The following is an 18,380-nucleotide window of genomic DNA, read 5'->3' as shown; positions in this document are numbered from 1 at the left end:
GGGGGAGGGGATGAAGGGGGGGCAGCGGCGCGCCTTGTTGGTGCTGCGCGGGAATCTGCGAACCGGATCACGGACGGGCAGAGGGAGAGATGAATCTCAGGAAAACGATTTACATTAACCCATTGAACAATAAGAGAAATGTCGTTTGGGTCTTTAGTTATTCAGAACAAAAAACTTAAAAATCGCCAAAAAACAACATGTTATATAGTTACTTGCTTATAACTCAAACCGTTAGCGCAAACGTTTTTCTATTATCATCTGCTTGACCCCCACCCGGGCTGACTTAGAGTAAGTCTGCGTGCTAGTTGGCCTGCCCGGGCAGGCAAGCAGGTTCCCTCACTTAATAACAATCAAGGATACGATCGTGACTAAAGTGCTCAAGCTGGCCACCGTGGCCACCCTCACCCTCGCCGCCCTCTCAGCTCAGGCTGCTTCCGAGCCCGCCGTGATCTACGACACCGCCGGCAAGTTTGACAAATCATTCAACGAAGCCGTGTTCCGCAACGGCGTCGAAGTCTACAACAAGGACAAAGGCGTTAAGGTCAAGGAGTTCGAACCCCAGAACGAAGCCCAGCGCGAGCAGGGTCTGCGTCGTCTGGCCAGCCGTGGCAATGGCCCGATCGTGGCCGTCGGCTTCAACATGGGTTCCGCGGTAGAGAAGGTCGCGACCGAGTTCCCGAAAACCCAGTTCACCATCATCGACATGGTGGTCGACAAGCCGAACGTCCAGTCCGTCATCTTCAAGGAGCATGAAGGTTCCTTCCTGGTGGGCGCGCTGGCGGCCATCGCCTCCAAGACAGGCAAGGTCGGCTTCGTGGGCGGCATGGATATCCCGCTGATCCGCAAGTTCCAATGCGGCTACGAGCAGGGCGCCAAGTACGTCAATCCGAAGATCGACGTGTTCCAGAACATGACCGGCTCCACCCCGGCGGCCTTTGCTGACCCGGCCAAGGGTGCCGAGCTGGCCAAGTCCCAGTTCGCCAAGGGCGCGGACGTGGTCTATGCCGCCGCCGGCGGTACCGGCATTGGCGTCTATCAGGCTGCCAAGGACGAGGGCAAGCTGGCCATCGGCGTGGATTCCAACCAGAACCACCTGCAACCGGGCACCATGCTGACCTCCATGGTCAAGTCGGTCGGCCTGGCCGCCTACCAGACCTGGGATGACGCCGCCAAGGGCGAGTGGAAGCCGGGCATCAAGAACCTGGGCCTGGCCGAGGGCGGTGTGGATTGGGCACTCGACAAGGATAACGAGAAGCTGATCACTCCGGAAATGAAGGCCAAGGTAGACGCCATCAAGGCCGACATCATCGCCGGCAAGATCAAGGTTCATGACTACATGAGCGACAACGCCTGCAAATACTAATCAGAACCTAGCTACGACTCTCAACGCACCGACCGGCCCGCACGGGCCGGTTTTTAGTCTTACTTCATGACACGCAGGGCTGCATCATGGACCAGACAGATCGCTATGCCATCGAATTAAGAGGTATCGATAAGCGGTTCGGCGACGTATACGCCAACAAGCTGATTGACCTCCAGGTTCGTAAAGGCAGCATTCACGGCATTGTCGGCGAAAACGGCGCCGGCAAATCCACCCTGATGAGCATCATTTACGGTTTCTACCATGCCGACAAAGGCGAGATGCTGATCGACGGGAACCCCTTCAAACCCCATGGCTCACAAGATGCGATTGCCGCAGGGGTGGGCATGGTGCACCAGCACTTCATGCTGGTGAACAACTTCACTGTGTTGGAAAACGTCATCCTCGGCGCCGAAAACGGCTGGCACCTGCGCCAGAGCGTGGCGGCGGCGGAAAAGCTGCTCGGCGAGCTGGCCAGGGACTATGGTCTCGAAGTGCCGCTGCACGAGAAGGTGGAAGATCTGCCGGTGGGCCTGCAGCAGCGGGTCGAGATCCTCAAGGCGCTCTATCGCGGCGCCCGCATCCTGATCCTCGACGAGCCGACCGGGGTACTGACCCCGCAAGAGGCGGATCACCTGTTCGAGGTGCTGAAAAAGCTGCGGGATCAGGGGGCGACCATCATCCTCATCACCCACAAGCTGCGGGAGATCCTGGCCATCACGGATCAGGTCTCCATCATGCGCCGTGGCGAGATGGTGGCCCACGTGGCCACCAAAGACACCGACAAGGAGCAGCTCGCCGAGCTGATGGTGGGGCGCAAGGTGCGTCTCAAGGTCGACAAGGGACCGACCCAGCCGGGCGAGGCCAAGCTCAAGGTCGAGGGGCTCAGCTATGTCGACGCCAGCAAGGTGGAGCGGGTCAAATCGGTCAGCTTCGAGGTGCGGGCCGGTGAAGTGGTCGGCATCGCCGGCGTTTCTGGCAACGGCCAGTCCGAACTGCTCAGCCTGCTGGGGGGCATCCTCAAGCCGAGCAAGGGGGGCTTTACCATCAGCAGTCGCGACGGGGTGCACCGGGTAAGTGCCGAGCATCCCGCCGATCCCGAGCGGGTGCGCAACTATGGCCTCGGCCATGTGCCGGAAGACAGGCACAAGATGGGGCTCATCAACCGCTTCGAGGCGAAAGAGGCCTTCATTCTCGGCTATCACCGCCGCCCGCAATACAACAAGGGGTGGCTGCAGGACAAAGACGCGATCCAGCAGGATTGTCAGGCCAAGATGGAGAAGTGGGACGTGCGCCCACCCAGCCCCGAGCACAAGACAGCCAACTTCTCCGGCGGCAACCAGCAGAAGCTGGTGATCGCCCGTGAGGTGGAGCAGGACCCTGACGTGCTGCTGATCGGTCAGCCGACCCGGGGCGTCGACATCGGCGCCATCGAGTACATTCACCAGCAGGTGATCGCCATGCGCGACAAGGGCAAGGCGGTGCTGCTGGTGTCGGTGGAGCTGGACGAGATCATGAGCCTGTCCGATCGCATCCTGGTCATCGCCGATGGCCGCATCGTTGGCGAGCTGGATGCCGCCAGGGCGGATGAGCGCACCATAGGCCTGATGATGGCGAATATCGTTCCCGATGACGTGGCGGCCAGCACGACACAAGGAGCGACGTCATGAGGATCACATCTGTTTGTCGTCAGCACGATCTGATGATGGTCAATACATCCGTGCCCGATGACGTGGCGGCTGGCACGACACAAGGAGCGACGTCATGAGGATCACATCTGTTTGTCGTCAGCACGATCTGATGATGGTCAATACATCCGTGCCCGATGACGTTGCCAAGGAGGCCCGCTGATGAGCCAAGTTCGTGTCCCTGCCTGGGTCTCCGTGGGCGTCTTGTCTGCGGTCAATATCCTGCTGGCCTTCCTGGTGTCGGCCATCCTGTTCTACTACCTCGACATCAACCCGGTCGATGCCGCCGAGATCATGTGGTACGGCGCCTTCGGCACCGGCGAGGGGATAGGTTTCACCCTCTACTACGCCACCGGCTTCATCTTCACCGGTCTGGCGGTGGCGGTGGCCTTTCACGCCGGCCTGTTCAACATCGGCGGTGAGGGGCAGGCCTACATCGGCGGTCTCGGCGTCGGTCTGGTCTGTCTGCTGCTCGGCGATGTGCTGCCGTTTGCCCTGCTGTTGCCGCTGGCCATCATCGCCGGCGGCCTGTTCGGCGCGGCCTGGGCCTTTATCCCGGCCTGGCTGCAGGCCAAGCGCGGCAGCCACATCGTCATCACCACCATCATGTTCAACTTCATCGCCGCCTCTCTGATGGCCTATCTGCTGGTGGAGGTGTTCAAGCCGCCCGGATCCATGGCCACCGAGAGTCGGGTGTTCGCCGAGGCGAGCTGGCTGCCCAAGCTGAGCACCATGGCGGCCAGCTTCGGGATGGAAGTGCCCAACAGCCCGCTCAACATCAGTTTCGTCTGGGCGTTGATCTGCGCGCTCCTGGTGTGGATCTTCATCTGGCATACCCGCTGGGGTTACGAGATCCGGGCGGTGGGGGCGAGCCAGAGTGCCTCTGCCTACGCGGGCATCTCCTATCCCAGAGTGGTGATCCTGGCCATGGTGATCTCCGGCATGCTGGCGGGTTTCTTTGCCCTCAACGTGCTGCAGGGGGAGCTGCACCAGATCAAGCTCAACTTCGTGGAAGGGTTTGGCTTCACCGGCATCGCGGTGGCCCTGATGGGGCGCAACCACCCGGTCGGCGTCATCATCGCCAGCCTGCTGTTTGGCTTCCTCTATCAGGGGGGCGCCGAGCTCAGCTTCGAGTTCGGCGTTGACCGCAACATAGTGGTGGTGCTGCAGGGGCTGGTGATCCTGTTCTGCGGCGCGCTGGAGCACATGATGCGCCCGCGCATCGAGCAGCTCTATCTGGCCTTTGCCAGCCGCTCAACTGCACAAGTGAAGGGGGCCTGATCATGGATGACTTCGCCAACCTGCCATCACCGGCCCAGCACCTGACCGTCGAGGGAGTATCACCATGTTTGAACTGCTGATCCTGATGCTGGATGCCACCATCCGCACCGCGCCGCCCCTCATCCTGGCGGCCATGGCGGGTATGTTCTGCGAGCGCTCCGGGGTGGTCAACATCGCCCTGGAGGGCAAGCTGCTGGCGGCCGCCTTCGCCGGCGGTGCCGCCGCCGCGGTCTCCGGCTCGGCCTGGGTCGGGCTGGGGGCCGGGGTGCTGGTCTCGGTGCTGTTTGCCCTGATGCACGGCTTTGCCACCATCACCCACCGCGGTGATCAGGTGGTGAGCGGCATGGCCATCAATATCCTGGCGGCCGGTCTGACCGTCACCCTGGGCCGTTACTGGTTCGATCAGGGGGGCCAGACCCCGGCGCTCTCCGGTGATGCCCGCTTCGCCCCCATCGATCTGCCCTATGCCAAGGAGCTGTATGACGTGCCCGTCATCGGCCAACTCTACAGCGAGCTCCTGAGCGGCCACTCCCTGCTGGAGTACCTGGCGTTCGCCGCCGTGCCGCTGGCCTGGTGGGTGCTGTTTCGCACCCGCTTCGGGCTGCGCCTGCGGGCGGTGGGCGAGGCGCCGGCGGCGGTCGATACTGCCGGCATCTCTGTGGTGCGGATGCGCTACACGGCGCTCATCATCGGCGGTCTGCTGGCGGGGTTGGGCGGCGTCTACCTGTCGGTGGCCCAGACTGCCCAGTTCATCCCCAACATGAGCGCGGGCAAGGGCTTCATGGCGCTGGCAGCGCTGGTATTCGGCAAGTGGCGCCCCTGGAACGCCATGGCCGCCTGCCTGCTGTTCGGCTTCCTCGATGCGGTGGCCATCCGCCTGCAAGGGGTGAGCGTGGGGGGCTTTGCCATCCCGGTACAGGCCATCGAGGCGCTGCCCTATATCCTGACGGTGTTCCTGCTGGCCGGTTTTATCGGTCGTGCGGTGGCGCCCAAGGCGCTCGGCACCCCTTATGTGAAGGAGCGGGAGTAGCGTCTACGCGTTCTCTATGCCGGGGCCCCATTGGCGGGTCCTGTCCCAAAGCCCCCTCGTTATAGAGGGGGCTTTTGTTTTTACAGGATCTGGCGCTGGCAAATTGCCTGACAAGAGGTTGATGCGCGATGACGACCCGTTTCCGGCCCATTGGAGTTACAATACCGGCCTCCATGTGACCACTGCAGGTCAGATGCACCGAACTGAAAGGGTCTCTTGTTATGATGAAGCTTCGTTATCCCCTGATTTTTCTGCTGTTGACAAGCTGCCTCATCTTCGCGTTCTACGCCACCCGGCCAGAGATGCCGGAGCATGCCGACTACTATCCCGCCGCACGGGACATCAATGACTTCTCCTTTACTGACGCGGACAATCAGCCCTTTACCCCCGCCAATCTGCTGGGACACTGGACCTTCCTGTTCGTCGGCTACACCTTCTGCCCCGATATCTGCCCCACCACCATGGCCGATTTGCGTTCGATATATGGCGAGCTCAAGCAGCTGGCACCCAACAGCCAGGTGGTGTTCGTCTCGGCGGATCCCCAGCGGGATACCCTGGAGCGCCTCAAGACCTACACCGCCTTCTTCAATCCCGAGTTCAAGGCGGTGACAGCGGATCACGACAAGCTGTTCCCCTTCGTGCGCAACTTGGGGCTCATCTACTCCATCGCCAATCAGGGGGAGAAGGATTACCTGATCGATCACTCCGCCTCCATCGTACTCATCAACCCCAAGGGCAAGCTGCAGGGAGTGTTTCGCCCGCAGGTGGCGCCGGGTCAGGTGCCACGGGTGCAGATGGCGACCCTGCTCTCTGATTTCTCCCGCATTCTGACGCTGTCGAGCAACCGGGAGTGACCCGTCCGGTTGCGCCCTGGTGGCGGGATCCCGCTCGCCACGGCGCCGTCTTTGCCCTCGCCCTGCCCATGGTGTTTTCCAACATCACCACCCCCATGCTGGGGCTGGTGGACACCTGGGTGATCGGTCATCTCGGCGAGGCCTGGTTTCTCGGTGGTGTCTCGGTCGGCTCGACCCTCATCAACCTGATCTTCTGGCTGCTCGGCTTCCTGCGCATGTCCACGACCGGGCTCACGGCCCAGGCCCATGGCGCCGCCGATCAGCGCGCCCAGCTCGATGCCCTGGTGCGGGCGCTGGGGTTAGCCATCGTCATGGGATTGGGGCTGCTTGTGCTGCTCTTTCCCCTGCTGCCCTGGCTTATTGCCCTGAGTGGCGGCTCTGCCGAGGTGCAGCTCTATGCCGGCCAGTACGTGGCGGTGCGGATCTGGAGCGCGCCGGCGGCGCTGTGCAATTTGGTGCTCATGGGCTGGTTGTTGGGAATGCAGGATGCTCGCAGTCCTATGGTGATGCTGATCCTCACCAATCTGGTCAACATGGCGCTGGATGCCCTGTTCGTGCTGGGGCTGGGCTGGCAGGTGCGCGGCGTGGCGGCGGCCTCGGTGCTGGCGGATTACGGCGCGCTGGCGGTTGGCATCTGGCTGGTTCGCCACCATCTGCGCCAGTTGTTGCCCGAGGTGTGGCAGGACGGCTGGCAGCGCTGGCGGCGGCTCGCTCCCCTGAAGCGACTGCTCGGGCTGAACCGGGATATCTTCCTGCGGGCGCTCTGCCTGCAACTCTGTTTTGCCTTCATGACCCTGCAAGGGGCCAGGCTGGGGGACGTGGCGGTGGCCGCCAATGCGGTGCTGCTCAACTTCCTGATGCTTATTTCCTACGGGCTGGACGGTTTTGCCTACGCGGTGGAGGCCATGGTGGGCCGCGCCATCGGCCAGCGGGATCGCCAGAAGCTGCGGGAGGCCATCCTGCTCAATCTGGGCTGGGCCGCCCTGATCGCGGCCGGATTTACTTTGGGATTTGCCCTGTTGGGCAGCCAGTTTATCGGCCGGATCACCGACATTCCGGAGGTGGTGGCCGCGGCCAATGGCCAGCTGCCCTGGCTGGTGGCCATGCCGCTGCTGGCGGTCTGGTGCTTCCTGCTGGACGGGGTCTTCATCGGCGCCACCCGGGCGAAGGAGATGCGCAACAGCATGCTGCTGGCGGTCTTCGGCGGTTTCTTCCCGGTCTGGTGGCTGACCCAGTCGTGGGGCGTGGCCGCCCTGTGGGCGGCGATGGCCGCGCTCATGGTGGGGCGTGGCCTGACCCTGGGGTTCCTGTGCTGGCAACTGGAGCGCAGCGGCCGCCTGCTCGACGCCCGCCACTGATTTTCCAACCTTAGAGGGCGCCTTCGTAGCCCAGCTGGCGCCAGCTTTCGTAGACGAACACCGACACCGCGTTGGAAAGGTTCATGCTGCGGCTCTGTGGCAGCATGGGGATGCGCAGCCTCTGTTCGAACGGCAGGCTCTCGATGATCTCCATCGGCAGGCCGCGGCTCTCCGGGCCGAACAGCAGGGCATCGCCCAAGGCAAATTGGGCTGCCGAGTGGGCGGTGCGTCCCTTGGTGGTGCAGGCGAACACCCGCTTCGGCGCCACCGCCGCCAGGAAGGCTTCAAAGTTCGGCCAGCGCTTCACCTCGGCAAATTCGTGATAGTCGAGCCCCGCCCGCTTCACCCGCTTGTCATCCCACTCGAATCCCAGCGGCTCTATCAGGTGCAGCCGGTAACCTGTGTTGGCACAGAGCCGGATGATGTTGCCCGTATTGGGCGGAATTTCGGGTTGGTAGAGCACGATATCGAGCATGGCAGGGCTCCTGCTGGGACGGAAAGGGCGCCAGCATACCCAGCGCCCGTGGCGTTGAAAAGATCAGGCGATGGGCAGGCGGATGGTAATGGTCAGTCCGGTCGGCTGGTTGCTGCTGGCCTGGATGGTGCCGCCATGGCGATGGATCGCCTCCGAGGCGATGGCAAGTCCGAGCCCTGTGCCACCTGTCTTGGCGTTGCGGGCATCGTCGACCCGGAAGAAGGGCAGAAACAGCTGCTCCTGCTGCCCCGGCGGCACGCCTGGGCCGTCGTCGCGGATGATCATCACCCACTCCAGCCCCTCCCGATACCACTCCACCTTGATGAATTCACGGGCATATTTGAGCGCGTTGCGCAGCGGGTTTTCCACCGCCCGCGCCAGCAGCTCGGGCCACATCGGCAGCGACTCGGCAGGCAGTGGCGGCAGACGCAGCTGCTTGCCGCTCTGGTTGGCCTCGAACATGGCGTCTTCCAGAATGGGCTCCAGCAGCTCGGCCAGCGGTTGCACCACGGGGGCCTCCACATGCTGCTGCACCCGCGACAGATCCAGCAGGTCGCCGATCAGCTTGTCCAGCCGGCCAATCTCCGACTCTATCCGCGCCAGTTCGGCGCTGTCGCCCTGCTTGCGGCGGATCAGGGCCTGGGCCAGCTGCATCCGGGTGAGCGGGCTGCGCAGCTCGTGGGAGATGTCGGAAAGCAGCTGTTTCTGCTTCTGGATCATGCTCTTGAGGGTATCCACCATGTGGCTCACGTTGTCGGCCAGCTGGCCTATCTCGTCACCCCGGCCGAGGTTGGGGATCTGGGTCTCCAGGCTGCCGGCAGCCAGCAGGGAGACCGCTTTTTGCAATTGCAGTATGGGGCGGGTCAGGCGCCAGGCGAGCAGCAGGCAGAGCGGGGTGCTGACCAGCATAGCGACCCCGAGGATGCGGATCGGGTGATCCAGGATCTGGATGAACAGGAACAGATAGGGGGTATCGACGTTGAGCCCGAAATAGACGTGGTATTGCTGGCCGCGATGCTCCATCAGGAAGGGGCCGGCGATGGCTTTGCGATCCTCGTGACCCAGCATGGGGTGGTTGGGGTTGTCGGCATCCACCATGAAGCGAACCACGAACTTGCGGGGATGGACGGTGGACTGGATCTGGCCGTTGGCACCGCGCACATAGACGTTGTCCACCGGCAGCATGGTGATCTTCTCCATCGCCTTTGCCAGCTCGAAATCTCGCGCCGGGTCTGCGGCATCCTTGAGGATCTGCACGTTGTGCTGCATCCGCATCACCTCATGGGCAGGCAACGGGAGCTGGTTGCGCGGATCCAGGTTGGGCAGGCTGATGACGGCGGCCATCATCACCAGCAGGATCAGCCAGAACCAGACGAAGATCTGGGTGGAGAGGCCGCTGATCGAGGGCGCCTTGATTACTCCTGTTCTAGCCACAGATAGCCGCGCCCCCGTACAGTCTTGAAGCGGGGCTGGCCATCGACCCGTTCCGGCAACTTCTTGCGCAGGTTGCTCAGGTGCATGTCGATGGCGCGATCGAAAGGCTCCAGCTTCTTGCCGAGCACCTGTTCCGAGAGGTGACTCTTGCTGATGATCTGGCCCGGGTTGCGCAGCAGGCACTCCAGCAGGCCGAATTCGGTGGCGGTCAGCTCCAGCGGCTGGTCGCCGCAGCACGCCTGCTGCAGGCCCGGTTGCAGTACGATGTCCATGAAGTGGATTTCGTCGGAGCCGTGGCCGCGTTGGGGCTGATGATTCTGGGTGCGGCGCAGGATGGCCCGCACTCTCGCCAGCAGCTCCCGATCATCAAATGGCTTGGCCAGATAGTCGTCGGCGCCGGCCTCCAGGCCGTTGACCCTGTCCTGGCTGTCGCCGCGGGCGGTCAGCATCAGCACCGGGGTGTCGTGGGTCTTGCGCAGCCGGGTCAGCATGGCAAAGCCGTTCAGTTTGGGCATCATCACGTCCAGCAGCACCAGGTTGAAGCGTTGCTCCGCCAGGCGCTGCAATCCCTCTTCACCATCCTCGGCGACCGTGACCTGAAATCCTTCCAGGGTCAGAATTTCGGTGAGCAGCTGGGTCAATTCAAGATCGTCATCGACCAGGAGTATTCTGTTCATCGGGTGTTCTTCCGCAGATTTTCGCGCCAAACTGACGCCGGGGTGAAGGTATAATAATTTTTTACGCGACAGAGGAAAGCCGGATTTGAGCCATCAACACTATTCCCGTTGGGTGACCTTTGCCAGCATGGCGGCGGTTGCGACAGCCACCCTGCTAATCATCGGCAAGCTGATCGCCTGGATCATGACCGACTCGTCGACCCTGCTGGCCTCCCTCACCGACTCCTTCATGGATGTCAGCGCCTCCATCATCAATCTGCTGGCGATCCGCTATGCGCTGGCTCCCGCCGATGACGAGCACAGCTTCGGCCACGGCAAGGCGGAGTCCCTAGCCGGGCTCATCCAGGCGGCGTTCATCTCGGGCTCGGCCCTGCTGCTGGTGATGCACGGCATCTCCTCCCTGCTCAACCAGACGCCCATTCTGCGGCTGGAGGCGGGGATCTGGGTGACGGTCGGTTCCATCGTGCTGACTTTGCTGCTGGTCAGCTTCCAGAGTTTTGTCATCCGCAAGACCAACAGCGTGGCCATCAAGGCGGACATGCTGCACTACCGCTCCGATCTGCTGCTCAACGGTGGCGTGCTGCTGGCACTGGTGCTGGCGGGGCAGGGCTGGTATTGGGCAGATGGTCTGTTTGCCGTGCTGATCGGGGGCATTTTGCTGTGGGGAGCCGTCCATATCGGCTACGAGTCGGTACAGGCGCTGCTCGATCGTCAGTTGCCAGCGGAAGAACAAGCGAGAATAATGGCCCTCTGCTGTGCCGTAGATGGCGTTCACGGCGTCCACGGTCTGCGTACCCGTCAATCCGGGCCGACCCGATTCGTTCAGTTGCATCTGGAACTTGACGATCAGATCCCCCTGGTCAAGGCCCATCAGATAGCCGATGAAGCCGAGCAGGCGATACGCCAGGCATTCGAGCGAATGGATGTCATCATCCACATGGACCCCATCTCGGTACTGATAAAAGAACAACAGAGTCCTCACCCCGAACAACAGTAGGTTGCACCACATGGATGATCTGGTTGCCAAAACCTGGCAAAAAATTCAGCAAGAAGCGCTCTGCATGGCGGCCGAAGAGCCCATGCTGGCCAGCTTCTTCCACTCCACCATTCTCAATCACAAGAATCTGCGTTCGGCTCTCAGCTTCCAGCTGGCCAACAAGCTCGACAGTGCCACCATGCCCGCCATTGCCCTGCGCGAGGTGATCGAGCTGGCCCTGCGCAGCGAACCCGAACTGCTGGCCATGGTGGCGGCCGATATCTGCGCGGTGCAGGAGCGCGACCCGGCGGTCGATCTCTTCTCCACCCCGCTGCTCTACCTCAAGGGCTTTCATGCCCTGCAGGGTTACCGGGTCGCCAACTGGCTGTGGCGCCAGGGGCGCCGTTCCCTGGCGCTCTATCTGCAAAATCAGATCTCCGTGGTGTTCGGGGTGGATGTGCACCCGGCGGCGCGCATCGGCAAGGGCATCATGTTTGACCATGCCACCGGTATAGTGGTGGGTGAGACGGCGGTGATCGAGGATGATGTCTCCATCCTGCAGAGTGTGACCCTGGGCGGGACCGGCAAGGAGAGCGGCGATCGTCATCCCAAGATCCGCGAAGGGGTGATGATAGGGGCGGGCGCCAAGGTGCTCGGCAATATCGAAGTGGGCAGGGGCGCCAAGATAGGTGCCGGCAGCGTGGTGATCAACCCGGTGCCGCCCCATACCACGGTGGCCGGGGTGCCGGCCAAGATTGTGGGCCACCCGGAGTGCGACAAGCCTTCCCTGGATATGGATCAGTGCCTCTGATCCCCTGACCGAGACGATTCGATGGCCAAGCGCTGGTCAGGTTATCTGATCCTGGGGATGTGGCTGCTCAACCTGCTGCATCTCTATCTGGGATTCTCCCCCTGGCCCGCGGCCATCGCGGCCTGGGCAGCCTCTCTCCTCACCTGGCCCTGGCTGGTGGGGGCGGCCAGACGCCAGGCGCTGGCCCTGTACGGAGCGGCCCTGTTGCTGTTGCTCTTCGCCTGGTCGCAGGGGGCCAGCCTCAAGGCCGGCGACTGGCTGCTGCCCAACATCAACATGCTCACCATGTTTGCCGCGGTGAGCACCCTCAACCTCGCCACCTCCGGCCTGCTCACCGGCACCACCTCCTGGCCCGGTCGCAAGGGGTTGTGGAGCACCATGGCCAGCCTCAACCTGCTGGGGGCCGTCATCAACCTCTCGGTGCTCTTCATCATCGGCGATCGACTGGAACGCAACGGCACCCTGGAGCGGCGCCAGGTGATGGTGCTGAGCCGGATCTTCTGCGCTGCTGCCTTCTGGTCCCCCTTCTTCGTCGCCATGGCGGTGGCGCTCACCTACGCTCCCGGCCTGCAGCTCTCGGCGATCCTGCCCTTCGGCATCGTCGGCGCCCTGTTGGCGATGGGGCTGACGGCTTGGCAGGTGGAGCGCCTCGGCGTGCAGGATTTTGCCGGTTATCCGCTGCGCCTGCAGACCCTGGGGCTGCCGGTGGCGCTGGCGTTGCTGGTGCTGCTCATCAAGCAGATCTGGCCAGAGCTCGGCATTCTGGCGGTGATCGCCCTGGTGGCACCGCTGCTGGCGCTGATCTTCATGCCTAGTGCCGGGCGCAAGGCGGCCCTCAAGCGCCAGGTGGTGGAGCGCTTCCCTGCCATCGGCGGCCAGCTGGTGCTGTTTCTCGGGGCGGGTCTGCTGGCTGCCGGCATCAACAGCGCCCTGTCGGTGATCGATCTGGGAGGCGGCCACGGGCTGCCGTTCTTCAACCACTTCGGCTGGCTCGAAGCCTCCCTCACCCTGCTGCTGATCCTGCTGGTGGCCATCGTCGGGGTGCATCCCCTCATTAGCATCTCGGGGTTGGCACCCCTGCTCTGGCCCCTGGCGCCGGATCCCAGTCTGCTCGGCATGAGCTTTTTGCTGGGCTGGGGGCTCGCCACCGGTACCAGCCCGCTCTCCGGATCCAACTTGGCGCTGGCCTCCCGCTATAACCTGAGTGCGGGGTCTATCCTGCGCTGGAACCTAGGTTATGGCCTGTCGATGTACGGTGTCGCCTGCCTGTTGCTGGGGGCCTATATCGCCCTGCACGGCTGATGGTCGGGGCTGGCCCAGTCTTGGGGAGCAGGATGCGAGAAAAATAGACGCATATTTGGACAATACCTCTACGGAAGGCGCATTTTACAGCGTGCTGGCTTGTTTGTGCCGATGTGCTCGGGGTATGCTGGCTTCACGCGCTTGAATCGCCCTTTGTGGGGCATCGCAATTGAACAAACAGGTATGCATATGTCACTAGAAGTCCTTGAGCAACTCGAATCCAAAGTACAATCCGCCGTCGACAACATTTCCTTGCTGAAGATGGAGCTGGACGAGCTGAAAGAGCAGAACAGCAAGCTGCAAGACGAGAACCATCAGCTGCGCAACGAGCACGTTGCCTGGCAAGAGCGTCTGCGTGCCCTGCTGGGCAAGATGGATCAGATGGGCGAAAGCATCTAATCCGCCGCTATACGCGAGAATTGAAAACGGGCCGCTCCATGAGCGGCCCGTTTGTCTTGGCGAAGGGGATCACAGGGCAAGCAGCTGCTTGACCGTCTTCTCGATGCCGTCTGCGGCCTCCACTATGTTGCTGGCCAGCATGTAGGCAGGGGTGGAGATCACCTTGCGCTCCTGATCCACCACGAACTCGTTGACCGGGCAGTTGAGATGGCTGCCGCCCATCGCCTCGATGGCGTTGGCGGTACCCTCGTCGTGACCTATGGTGGCCAGGGTGCCGGCGCCGTAGATAAGCGGGATCATGGCTGGTGCGATGCAGATATAGGCCGCCGGCTTGTTGGCCCTGGCAAAGCTCTGGCAGGCCTTCAGCACATCCGGCTGGATCTGGCACTCGGCTCCCTTGGTGGCGAAGTCGCACAGGTTCTTGGCGGCGCCAAAGCCGCCGGGTACCAGCAGGGCGTCATAGTCGGCCGCATCCAGCTCGGCCACGTCCTTTATCTGGCCGCGGCAGATGCGGGCGGCCTCGACCAGCACGTTGCGATTCTCTCCTTCACTCACCTCGCCGGTCAGGTGGTTGATCACGTGGAGCTGCGTCACGTTCGGGGCAAAGCATTGGGTGGTGGCGCCATGGCGTGCCAGCGCCAGCAGACTGATGACGGCTTCATGGATTTCGGCCCCGTCGAAGACGCCGCAGCCACTCAAAATCACGGCCACTTTTTTCATGGAAAACTCCTCGTTGTTGAAAATGTGAGCCAGGATGGATTGTTGTACTTTTGTATGGTTATCGCTCGCCATCCGCTGGTCAAGTCATCTTGCTGTGCTAGGATTGTTTCGTTTTGGATCCTGCCGTACCTACTCCCTTAAAACTTTTTCCACATTGATCGAGATCATTTTAATGGTCTACCGATCTGGCTTTGTGTTTGTATTTGATTGTTTTTAATGGCATTTTTGGTTTTTGCGCACAGCTTTATCACTGCTGGCAATAATTCGCCCCATTTTTGAACACAGAGTTATCCACAGATTTTTATCCCGTCAGCAGCCATGCAGGCTGTTACCAGGCCCCTTGGTGTGAAGGGGCCCCTGTGGCATCCTAGCGGCTGTTTATCTCTGGCAGGACGATTTCATGGCCCCTAGCAATCCCCTTATTCTGGTCGACGGCTCTTCATACCTTTACCGCGCCTTTTTTGCCTCCCAGCAGGCCGATCTGCGGACTTCGACCGGTTTGCCTAGCGGCGCCGTCCGTGTCATGGCCAACATGATGCGCAGCCTGCGCAAGCAGTACCCCGACTGCCACGTGGCCGTGGTCTTCGACGCCAAGGGCAAGACCTTCCGCGACGACATCTATCCCGAGTACAAGGCGACCCGTGCCAGCATGCCGGACGATCTGCGCAGCCAGGTCGCGCCCATCCACCAGATGATCAAGGCGATGGGCTTCCCCTTCCTGATGGTGGAAGGAGTGGAGGCGGACGACGTGATCGGCACCCTGGCCCGCCAGGCGACCGAGAAGCAGTTGCCGGTGCTCATCAGCACGGGGGACAAGGACATGGCGCAACTGGTCTCCGACCATGTCACCCTGATCGACACCATGAAGGACGTGAAGACCGACAGGGAAGGGGTGATCGAGAAGTTCGGCGTACCGCCCGAGCTCATCATCGACTACCTGGCCCTGATGGGGGACAAGGTAGACAACATCCCCGGCATGACCGGCGTCGGCGAAAAGACGGCCCTTGCCCTGCTGCAGGGGATCGGCAGCATCGACGAGATCGCCGCCAACCTCGATAAGGTCGCTGCCCTTGGTTTCCGGGGCTCCAAGGCGTTTGCCGACAAGTTCCGCGAGCAGGAGGAGCAGGTGCGTCTCTCCTATACCCTCGCCACCATCAAGACAGATGTAGTGCTGGAACAGGAGCTGGAACAGCTGACCCTGGGGCCGGTCGACAAGGAGTCCCTGCTTGCGGTTTACCGCGAGTATGAGCTGCGCAACCTGATAAAAGAGCTGGAGTCCGGTGGTGAGGAAGGGGCCGCTTCGACCGAGGGGGATGAAGACGCTGCACCTCAGGAAGCGGCCATCGAAACCGACTACTGCTGTATTCTGGACGAGGCCGAGTTCGACGACTGGCTGGCACGCCTGCAGGCGGCGCCGCTGTTTGCCTTCGACACCGAGACCACCAGTCTCGATTATATGGAGGCGCGGGTGGTTGGCGTCTCCTTTGCCATCGAACCGGGCAAGGCGGCCTATGTGCCCTTCGGTCACGACTATCTGGGGGCGCCGGTGCAGCTGACCGAGGCCGTGGTGCTCGGCAAGCTCAAGCCGCTGCTGGAAGACGCATCCCGACTCAAGGTGGGGCAGAACCTCAAGTATGATCGCAACGTGCTGCTCAACCACGGCATCGAGCTGCAGGGCATTGCCTACGACACCATGCTCGAGTCCTATGTACTCAACTCCACCGCCAGCCGCCACGACATGGACTCGCTGGCCCGCAGGTATCTGAACGTCGAGACCATCTCGTTCGAGGACATTGCCGGCAAAGGGGTCAAGCAGCTCACCTTCAACCAGATTGAACTGGAACAGGCGGCGCCCTACGCGGCGGAAGATGCCGACATTACCCTGCGTCTGCATTTGGCGCTGTGGGGCAAGCTCTCTGCCGAGCCTAGCCTCGCCAAGGTATTCAGCGAGATCGAGTTGCCATTGCTGCCGGTGCTGGCACGGATGGAGCGGCTCGGGACCACCATAGAGCCCAAGCTGCTGCATCAGCAGAGCCAGGAGATCGAAGTCCGGCTGGCGGAGCTGGAGCGACAGGCGCACGAGCTGGCGGGGCAGGAGTTCAACCTCTCCTCGCCCAAGCAGCTGGGGGAGATCCTCTTTACCAAGCTGGGGCTGCCGATCATCAAGAAGACCCCCAAGGGAGCGCCATCCACTGCGGAAGAGGTGCTGGCGGAGCTGGCGGAGACCTATGAGCTGCCGCGCCTCCTGATGGAGCACCGTGGCCTGGCCAAGCTCAAGTCCACCTACACCGACAAGCTGCCGCTGATGATCAAGCCGCAGACCGGGCGGGTGCACACCTCCTATCACCAGGCGGTGGCGGCAACCGGGCGGCTCTCGTCCACCGACCCCAACCTGCAGAACATTCCGGTGCGCAACGAGCAGGGGCGCCGCATTCGGCAAGCCTTCATCCCGTGCGTCGGTTACAAGCTGGTGGCGGCGGACTATTCCCAGATCGAACTGCGGATCATGGCCCACCTCTCCGGTGACAAGGGACTGCTGACCGCTTTCGCCGAGGGCAAGGACATCCACAAGGCGACCGCTGCCGAGGTATTCGGGGTTGAACTGGATGCGGTGACCAGCGACATGCGTCGCAGCGCCAAGGCGATCAACTTCGGCCTCATCTACGGTATGAGCGCCTTCGGTCTGGCCAAGCAGCTGGGGATCGGCCGCGCTGAGGCGCAGAAGTACATGGATCTCTACTTCGAGCGCTACCCGGGCGTGCTGGAGTACATGGAGCGCACTCGCCAGCAGGCGGAAGCCCAGGGCTATGTCGAAACCCTGTTTGGTCGCCGCCTCTATCTGCCGGACATCAAGTCCCGCAACGCCGGTCTGCGCAAGGCAGCGGAACGGGCCGCCATCAACGCCCCCATGCAGGGCACGGCCGCCGACATCATCAAGCGCGCCATGATCAACGTGGATGGTTGGATCCGGGGCATTGAAGACGAGTCGATCCGCATGTTGATGCAGGTGCACGATGAACTGGTGTTCGAGATCCGCGAAGAGAAGCTGGAGGAGTACATCGCCATCATCAAGGAGAAGATGTCGGGTGCGGCCGAACTGCATGTGCCACTGGTGGTCGAAGCGGGCACCGGTGACAACTGGGATCAGGCCCACTGATCCTCTGGCAGTCGTCATCGACACCTATATAGCTATATAAGACGCGAAGCCCGGCATCATGCCGGGCTTCCTGTTTGTGGCTATCTGGATTCAGACCTTTTGCAGGTATTCGTCCTTGAGCAGGACATAGTTATCGGCCGAGGTCTTGAGGAAGGCGATCTCGGCCGGCTTGAGAGGGCGCGCCTGCTTGATGGGATTACCCATATAAAGAAAGCCGGCCTCGAGTCGCTTGCCCGGTGGCACCAGACTGCCGGCACCGATCATCACATCATCTTCGACCACGGCGCCGTCCAGCAGGATGGCACCCATGCCGACCAGCACCCGGTTGCCAATGGTGCAGCCATGCAGCATCGCCTTGTGGCCGACCGTGACATCTTCCCCGATCAACAACGGATAGCCGGCAGGGTTGCTGGTACTCTTGCGGGTCAGGTGCAGCACTGTGCCGTCCTGAATGTTGCTGCGGGCACCGATGCGGATATGGTTGACGTCCCCTCTGGCGGCCACCATGGGCCAGATGCTGGCATCGTCACCCAGTTGGATATCCCCCACCAGGGTGGCGCAGGGATCCACATATACCCGTTTGCCCAATTGTGGGCGTTTTCCCTTGTAAGGTCTCAGTCGCAAGTCCATCTTGGCCTCCTTGTTTTCGGCCATTCTAGCAAGTCAGCACCCGTTTCTGTGGATAAGTTTGTATAAAAGCTGTGCTTGGATATGAATAACTAAAAAAGTGCACTTTTTTGCAATTTTATTGCAGGGGAGGGGTTGCCAGAACGAATTCGCTCCCTATAATGCGCCTCCATCGACAGGGCAAGCGGCAACGCAGAAAGCCAAGTCGGTAGCCTCGAAAAGCCTTTGAAA

The 18,380-nt window shown here is 61.9% G+C and carries 16 protein-coding genes; 11 read left to right on the top strand and 5 right to left on the bottom strand.

The window, feature by feature from the left end; all coding sequences use genetic code 11:
- Positions 1-364: 364 nt before the first annotated feature.
- The 6 genes from BN1123_RS12595 (at position 365) to BN1123_RS12570 (ending at position 7,571) form a co-directional block, all read left to right on the top strand.
- Positions 365-1,363 (top strand): BMP family lipoprotein, encoded by a 999-nt coding sequence (locus tag BN1123_RS12595; protein WP_042027344.1) that lies wholly within the window; start codon positions 365-367, stop codon positions 1,361-1,363.
- An 86-nt stretch (positions 1,364-1,449) separates the two neighbouring features.
- Positions 1,450-3,030: an ABC transporter ATP-binding protein gene (locus BN1123_RS12590; RefSeq protein WP_042027343.1), complete on the top strand. Its 1,581-nt coding sequence runs from the start codon at positions 1,450-1,452 to the stop codon at positions 3,028-3,030.
- Between the two features lie 180 nt (positions 3,031-3,210).
- Entirely contained in the window at positions 3,211-4,329 is a 1,119-nt protein-coding gene (locus BN1123_RS12585; protein ID WP_042027342.1) for an ABC transporter permease, read from the top strand.
- Positions 4,330-4,393: 64 nt separating this feature from the next.
- Entirely contained in the window at positions 4,394-5,359 is a 966-nt protein-coding gene (locus BN1123_RS12580; RefSeq protein WP_042027341.1) for an ABC transporter permease, read from the top strand.
- A gap of 221 nt (positions 5,360-5,580) precedes the next feature.
- Positions 5,581-6,213: an SCO family protein gene (locus BN1123_RS12575; RefSeq protein ID WP_042027340.1), complete on the top strand. Its 633-nt coding sequence runs from the start codon at positions 5,581-5,583 to the stop codon at positions 6,211-6,213.
- Between the two features lie 68 nt (positions 6,214-6,281).
- The gene (locus BN1123_RS12570) at positions 6,282-7,571 is read left to right on the top strand and encodes an MATE family efflux transporter (RefSeq protein ID WP_082037538.1); all 1,290 of its coding nucleotides are present in this window, start codon (positions 6,282-6,284) and stop codon (positions 7,569-7,571) included.
- Between the two features lie 10 nt (positions 7,572-7,581).
- Here BN1123_RS12570 and trmL read toward each other — a convergent pair whose 3' ends face one another.
- The 3 genes from trmL to BN1123_RS12555 form a co-directional block, all read right to left on the bottom strand.
- Entirely contained in the window at positions 7,582-8,046 is a 465-nt protein-coding gene (gene trmL, locus BN1123_RS12565) for a tRNA (uridine(34)/cytosine(34)/5-carboxymethylaminomethyluridine(34)-2'-O)-methyltransferase TrmL (RefSeq protein WP_026457645.1), read from the bottom strand.
- A 63-nt stretch (positions 8,047-8,109) separates the two neighbouring features.
- The gene (locus BN1123_RS12560; protein ID WP_042027338.1) at positions 8,110-9,480 is read right to left on the bottom strand and encodes an ATP-binding protein; all 1,371 of its coding nucleotides are present in this window, start codon (positions 9,478-9,480) and stop codon (positions 8,110-8,112) included.
- Entirely contained in the window at positions 9,462-10,157 is a 696-nt protein-coding gene (locus tag BN1123_RS12555; RefSeq protein ID WP_042027336.1) for a response regulator, read from the bottom strand. Before BN1123_RS12555 ends, BN1123_RS12560 begins: the two co-directional genes overlap by 19 nt.
- A gap of 85 nt (positions 10,158-10,242) precedes the next feature.
- On the opposite strand from BN1123_RS12555, the gene fieF reads away from it, so the two are divergent.
- From fieF to BN1123_RS21695, 4 genes are all read left to right on the top strand, one after another.
- Positions 10,243-11,154, top strand: a complete 912-nt coding sequence (gene fieF, locus BN1123_RS12550; RefSeq protein WP_042027335.1) for a cation efflux pump FieF — start codon at positions 10,243-10,245, stop codon at positions 11,152-11,154.
- A gap of 10 nt (positions 11,155-11,164) precedes the next feature.
- Entirely contained in the window at positions 11,165-11,944 is a 780-nt protein-coding gene (gene cysE / locus BN1123_RS12545) for a serine O-acetyltransferase (protein WP_026457437.1), read from the top strand.
- Positions 11,945-11,965: 21 nt separating this feature from the next.
- A complete protein-coding gene (locus BN1123_RS12540; protein WP_042027334.1) occupies positions 11,966-13,246 on the top strand; it encodes a hypothetical protein in 1,281 nt (426 codons plus the stop codon).
- Between the two features lie 189 nt (positions 13,247-13,435).
- Positions 13,436-13,645 (top strand): cell division protein ZapB, encoded by a 210-nt coding sequence (locus BN1123_RS21695; protein ID WP_005307594.1) that lies wholly within the window; start codon positions 13,436-13,438, stop codon positions 13,643-13,645.
- A 69-nt stretch (positions 13,646-13,714) separates the two neighbouring features.
- Here BN1123_RS21695 and elbB read toward each other — a convergent pair whose 3' ends face one another.
- Entirely contained in the window at positions 13,715-14,365 is a 651-nt protein-coding gene (elbB, locus tag BN1123_RS12530; RefSeq protein WP_042027347.1) for an isoprenoid biosynthesis glyoxalase ElbB, read from the bottom strand.
- Positions 14,366-14,765: 400 nt separating this feature from the next.
- On the opposite strand from elbB, the gene polA reads away from it, so the two are divergent.
- Positions 14,766-17,522 (top strand): DNA polymerase I, encoded by a 2,757-nt coding sequence (gene polA, locus BN1123_RS12525; protein WP_042027332.1) that lies wholly within the window; start codon positions 14,766-14,768, stop codon positions 17,520-17,522.
- 90 nt (positions 17,523-17,612) lie between these two features.
- On the opposite strand, the gene BN1123_RS12520 is transcribed toward polA, so the two are convergent.
- Entirely contained in the window at positions 17,613-18,152 is a 540-nt protein-coding gene (locus tag BN1123_RS12520) for a gamma carbonic anhydrase family protein (protein WP_042027345.1), read from the bottom strand.
- Positions 18,153-18,380 lie beyond the last annotated feature (228 nt).

This window comes from Aeromonas enteropelogenes (genome assembly GCF_000819845.1).
GTDB classification, from domain to species: domain Bacteria; phylum Pseudomonadota; class Gammaproteobacteria; order Enterobacterales; family Aeromonadaceae; genus Aeromonas; species Aeromonas enteropelogenes.
This window is presented reverse-complemented; position numbering and strand designations above follow the sequence as displayed.

Excerpts from the sequence above, each read along its gene's own strand:
- BN1123_RS12540 (WP_042027334.1), top strand. The coding sequence starts at position 11,966 with ATGGCCAAGCGCTGGTCAGGTTATCTGATCCTGGGGATGTGGCTGCTC.
- elbB (WP_042027347.1), bottom strand. The coding sequence starts at position 14,365 with ATGAAAAAAGTGGCCGTGATTTTGAGTGGCTGCGGCGTCTTCGACGGG.
- cysE (WP_026457437.1), top strand. The coding sequence starts at position 11,165 with ATGGATGATCTGGTTGCCAAAACCTGGCAAAAAATTCAGCAAGAAGCG.
- BN1123_RS21695 (WP_005307594.1), top strand. The coding sequence starts at position 13,436 with ATGTCACTAGAAGTCCTTGAGCAACTCGAATCCAAAGTACAATCCGCC.
- BN1123_RS12580 (WP_042027341.1), top strand. The coding sequence starts at position 4,394 with ATGTTTGAACTGCTGATCCTGATGCTGGATGCCACCATCCGCACCGCG.
- BN1123_RS12575 (WP_042027340.1), top strand. The coding sequence starts at position 5,581 with ATGATGAAGCTTCGTTATCCCCTGATTTTTCTGCTGTTGACAAGCTGC.
- BN1123_RS12520 (WP_042027345.1), bottom strand. The coding sequence starts at position 18,152 with ATGGACTTGCGACTGAGACCTTACAAGGGAAAACGCCCACAATTGGGC.
- BN1123_RS12585 (WP_042027342.1), top strand. The coding sequence starts at position 3,211 with ATGAGCCAAGTTCGTGTCCCTGCCTGGGTCTCCGTGGGCGTCTTGTCT.
- trmL (WP_026457645.1), bottom strand. The coding sequence starts at position 8,046 with ATGCTCGATATCGTGCTCTACCAACCCGAAATTCCGCCCAATACGGGC.
- BN1123_RS12555 (WP_042027336.1), bottom strand. The coding sequence starts at position 10,157 with ATGAACAGAATACTCCTGGTCGATGACGATCTTGAATTGACCCAGCTG.
- BN1123_RS12570 (WP_082037538.1), top strand. The coding sequence starts at position 6,282 with ATGGTGTTTTCCAACATCACCACCCCCATGCTGGGGCTGGTGGACACC.
- polA (WP_042027332.1), top strand. The coding sequence starts at position 14,766 with ATGGCCCCTAGCAATCCCCTTATTCTGGTCGACGGCTCTTCATACCTT.
- BN1123_RS12590 (WP_042027343.1), top strand. The coding sequence starts at position 1,450 with ATGGACCAGACAGATCGCTATGCCATCGAATTAAGAGGTATCGATAAG.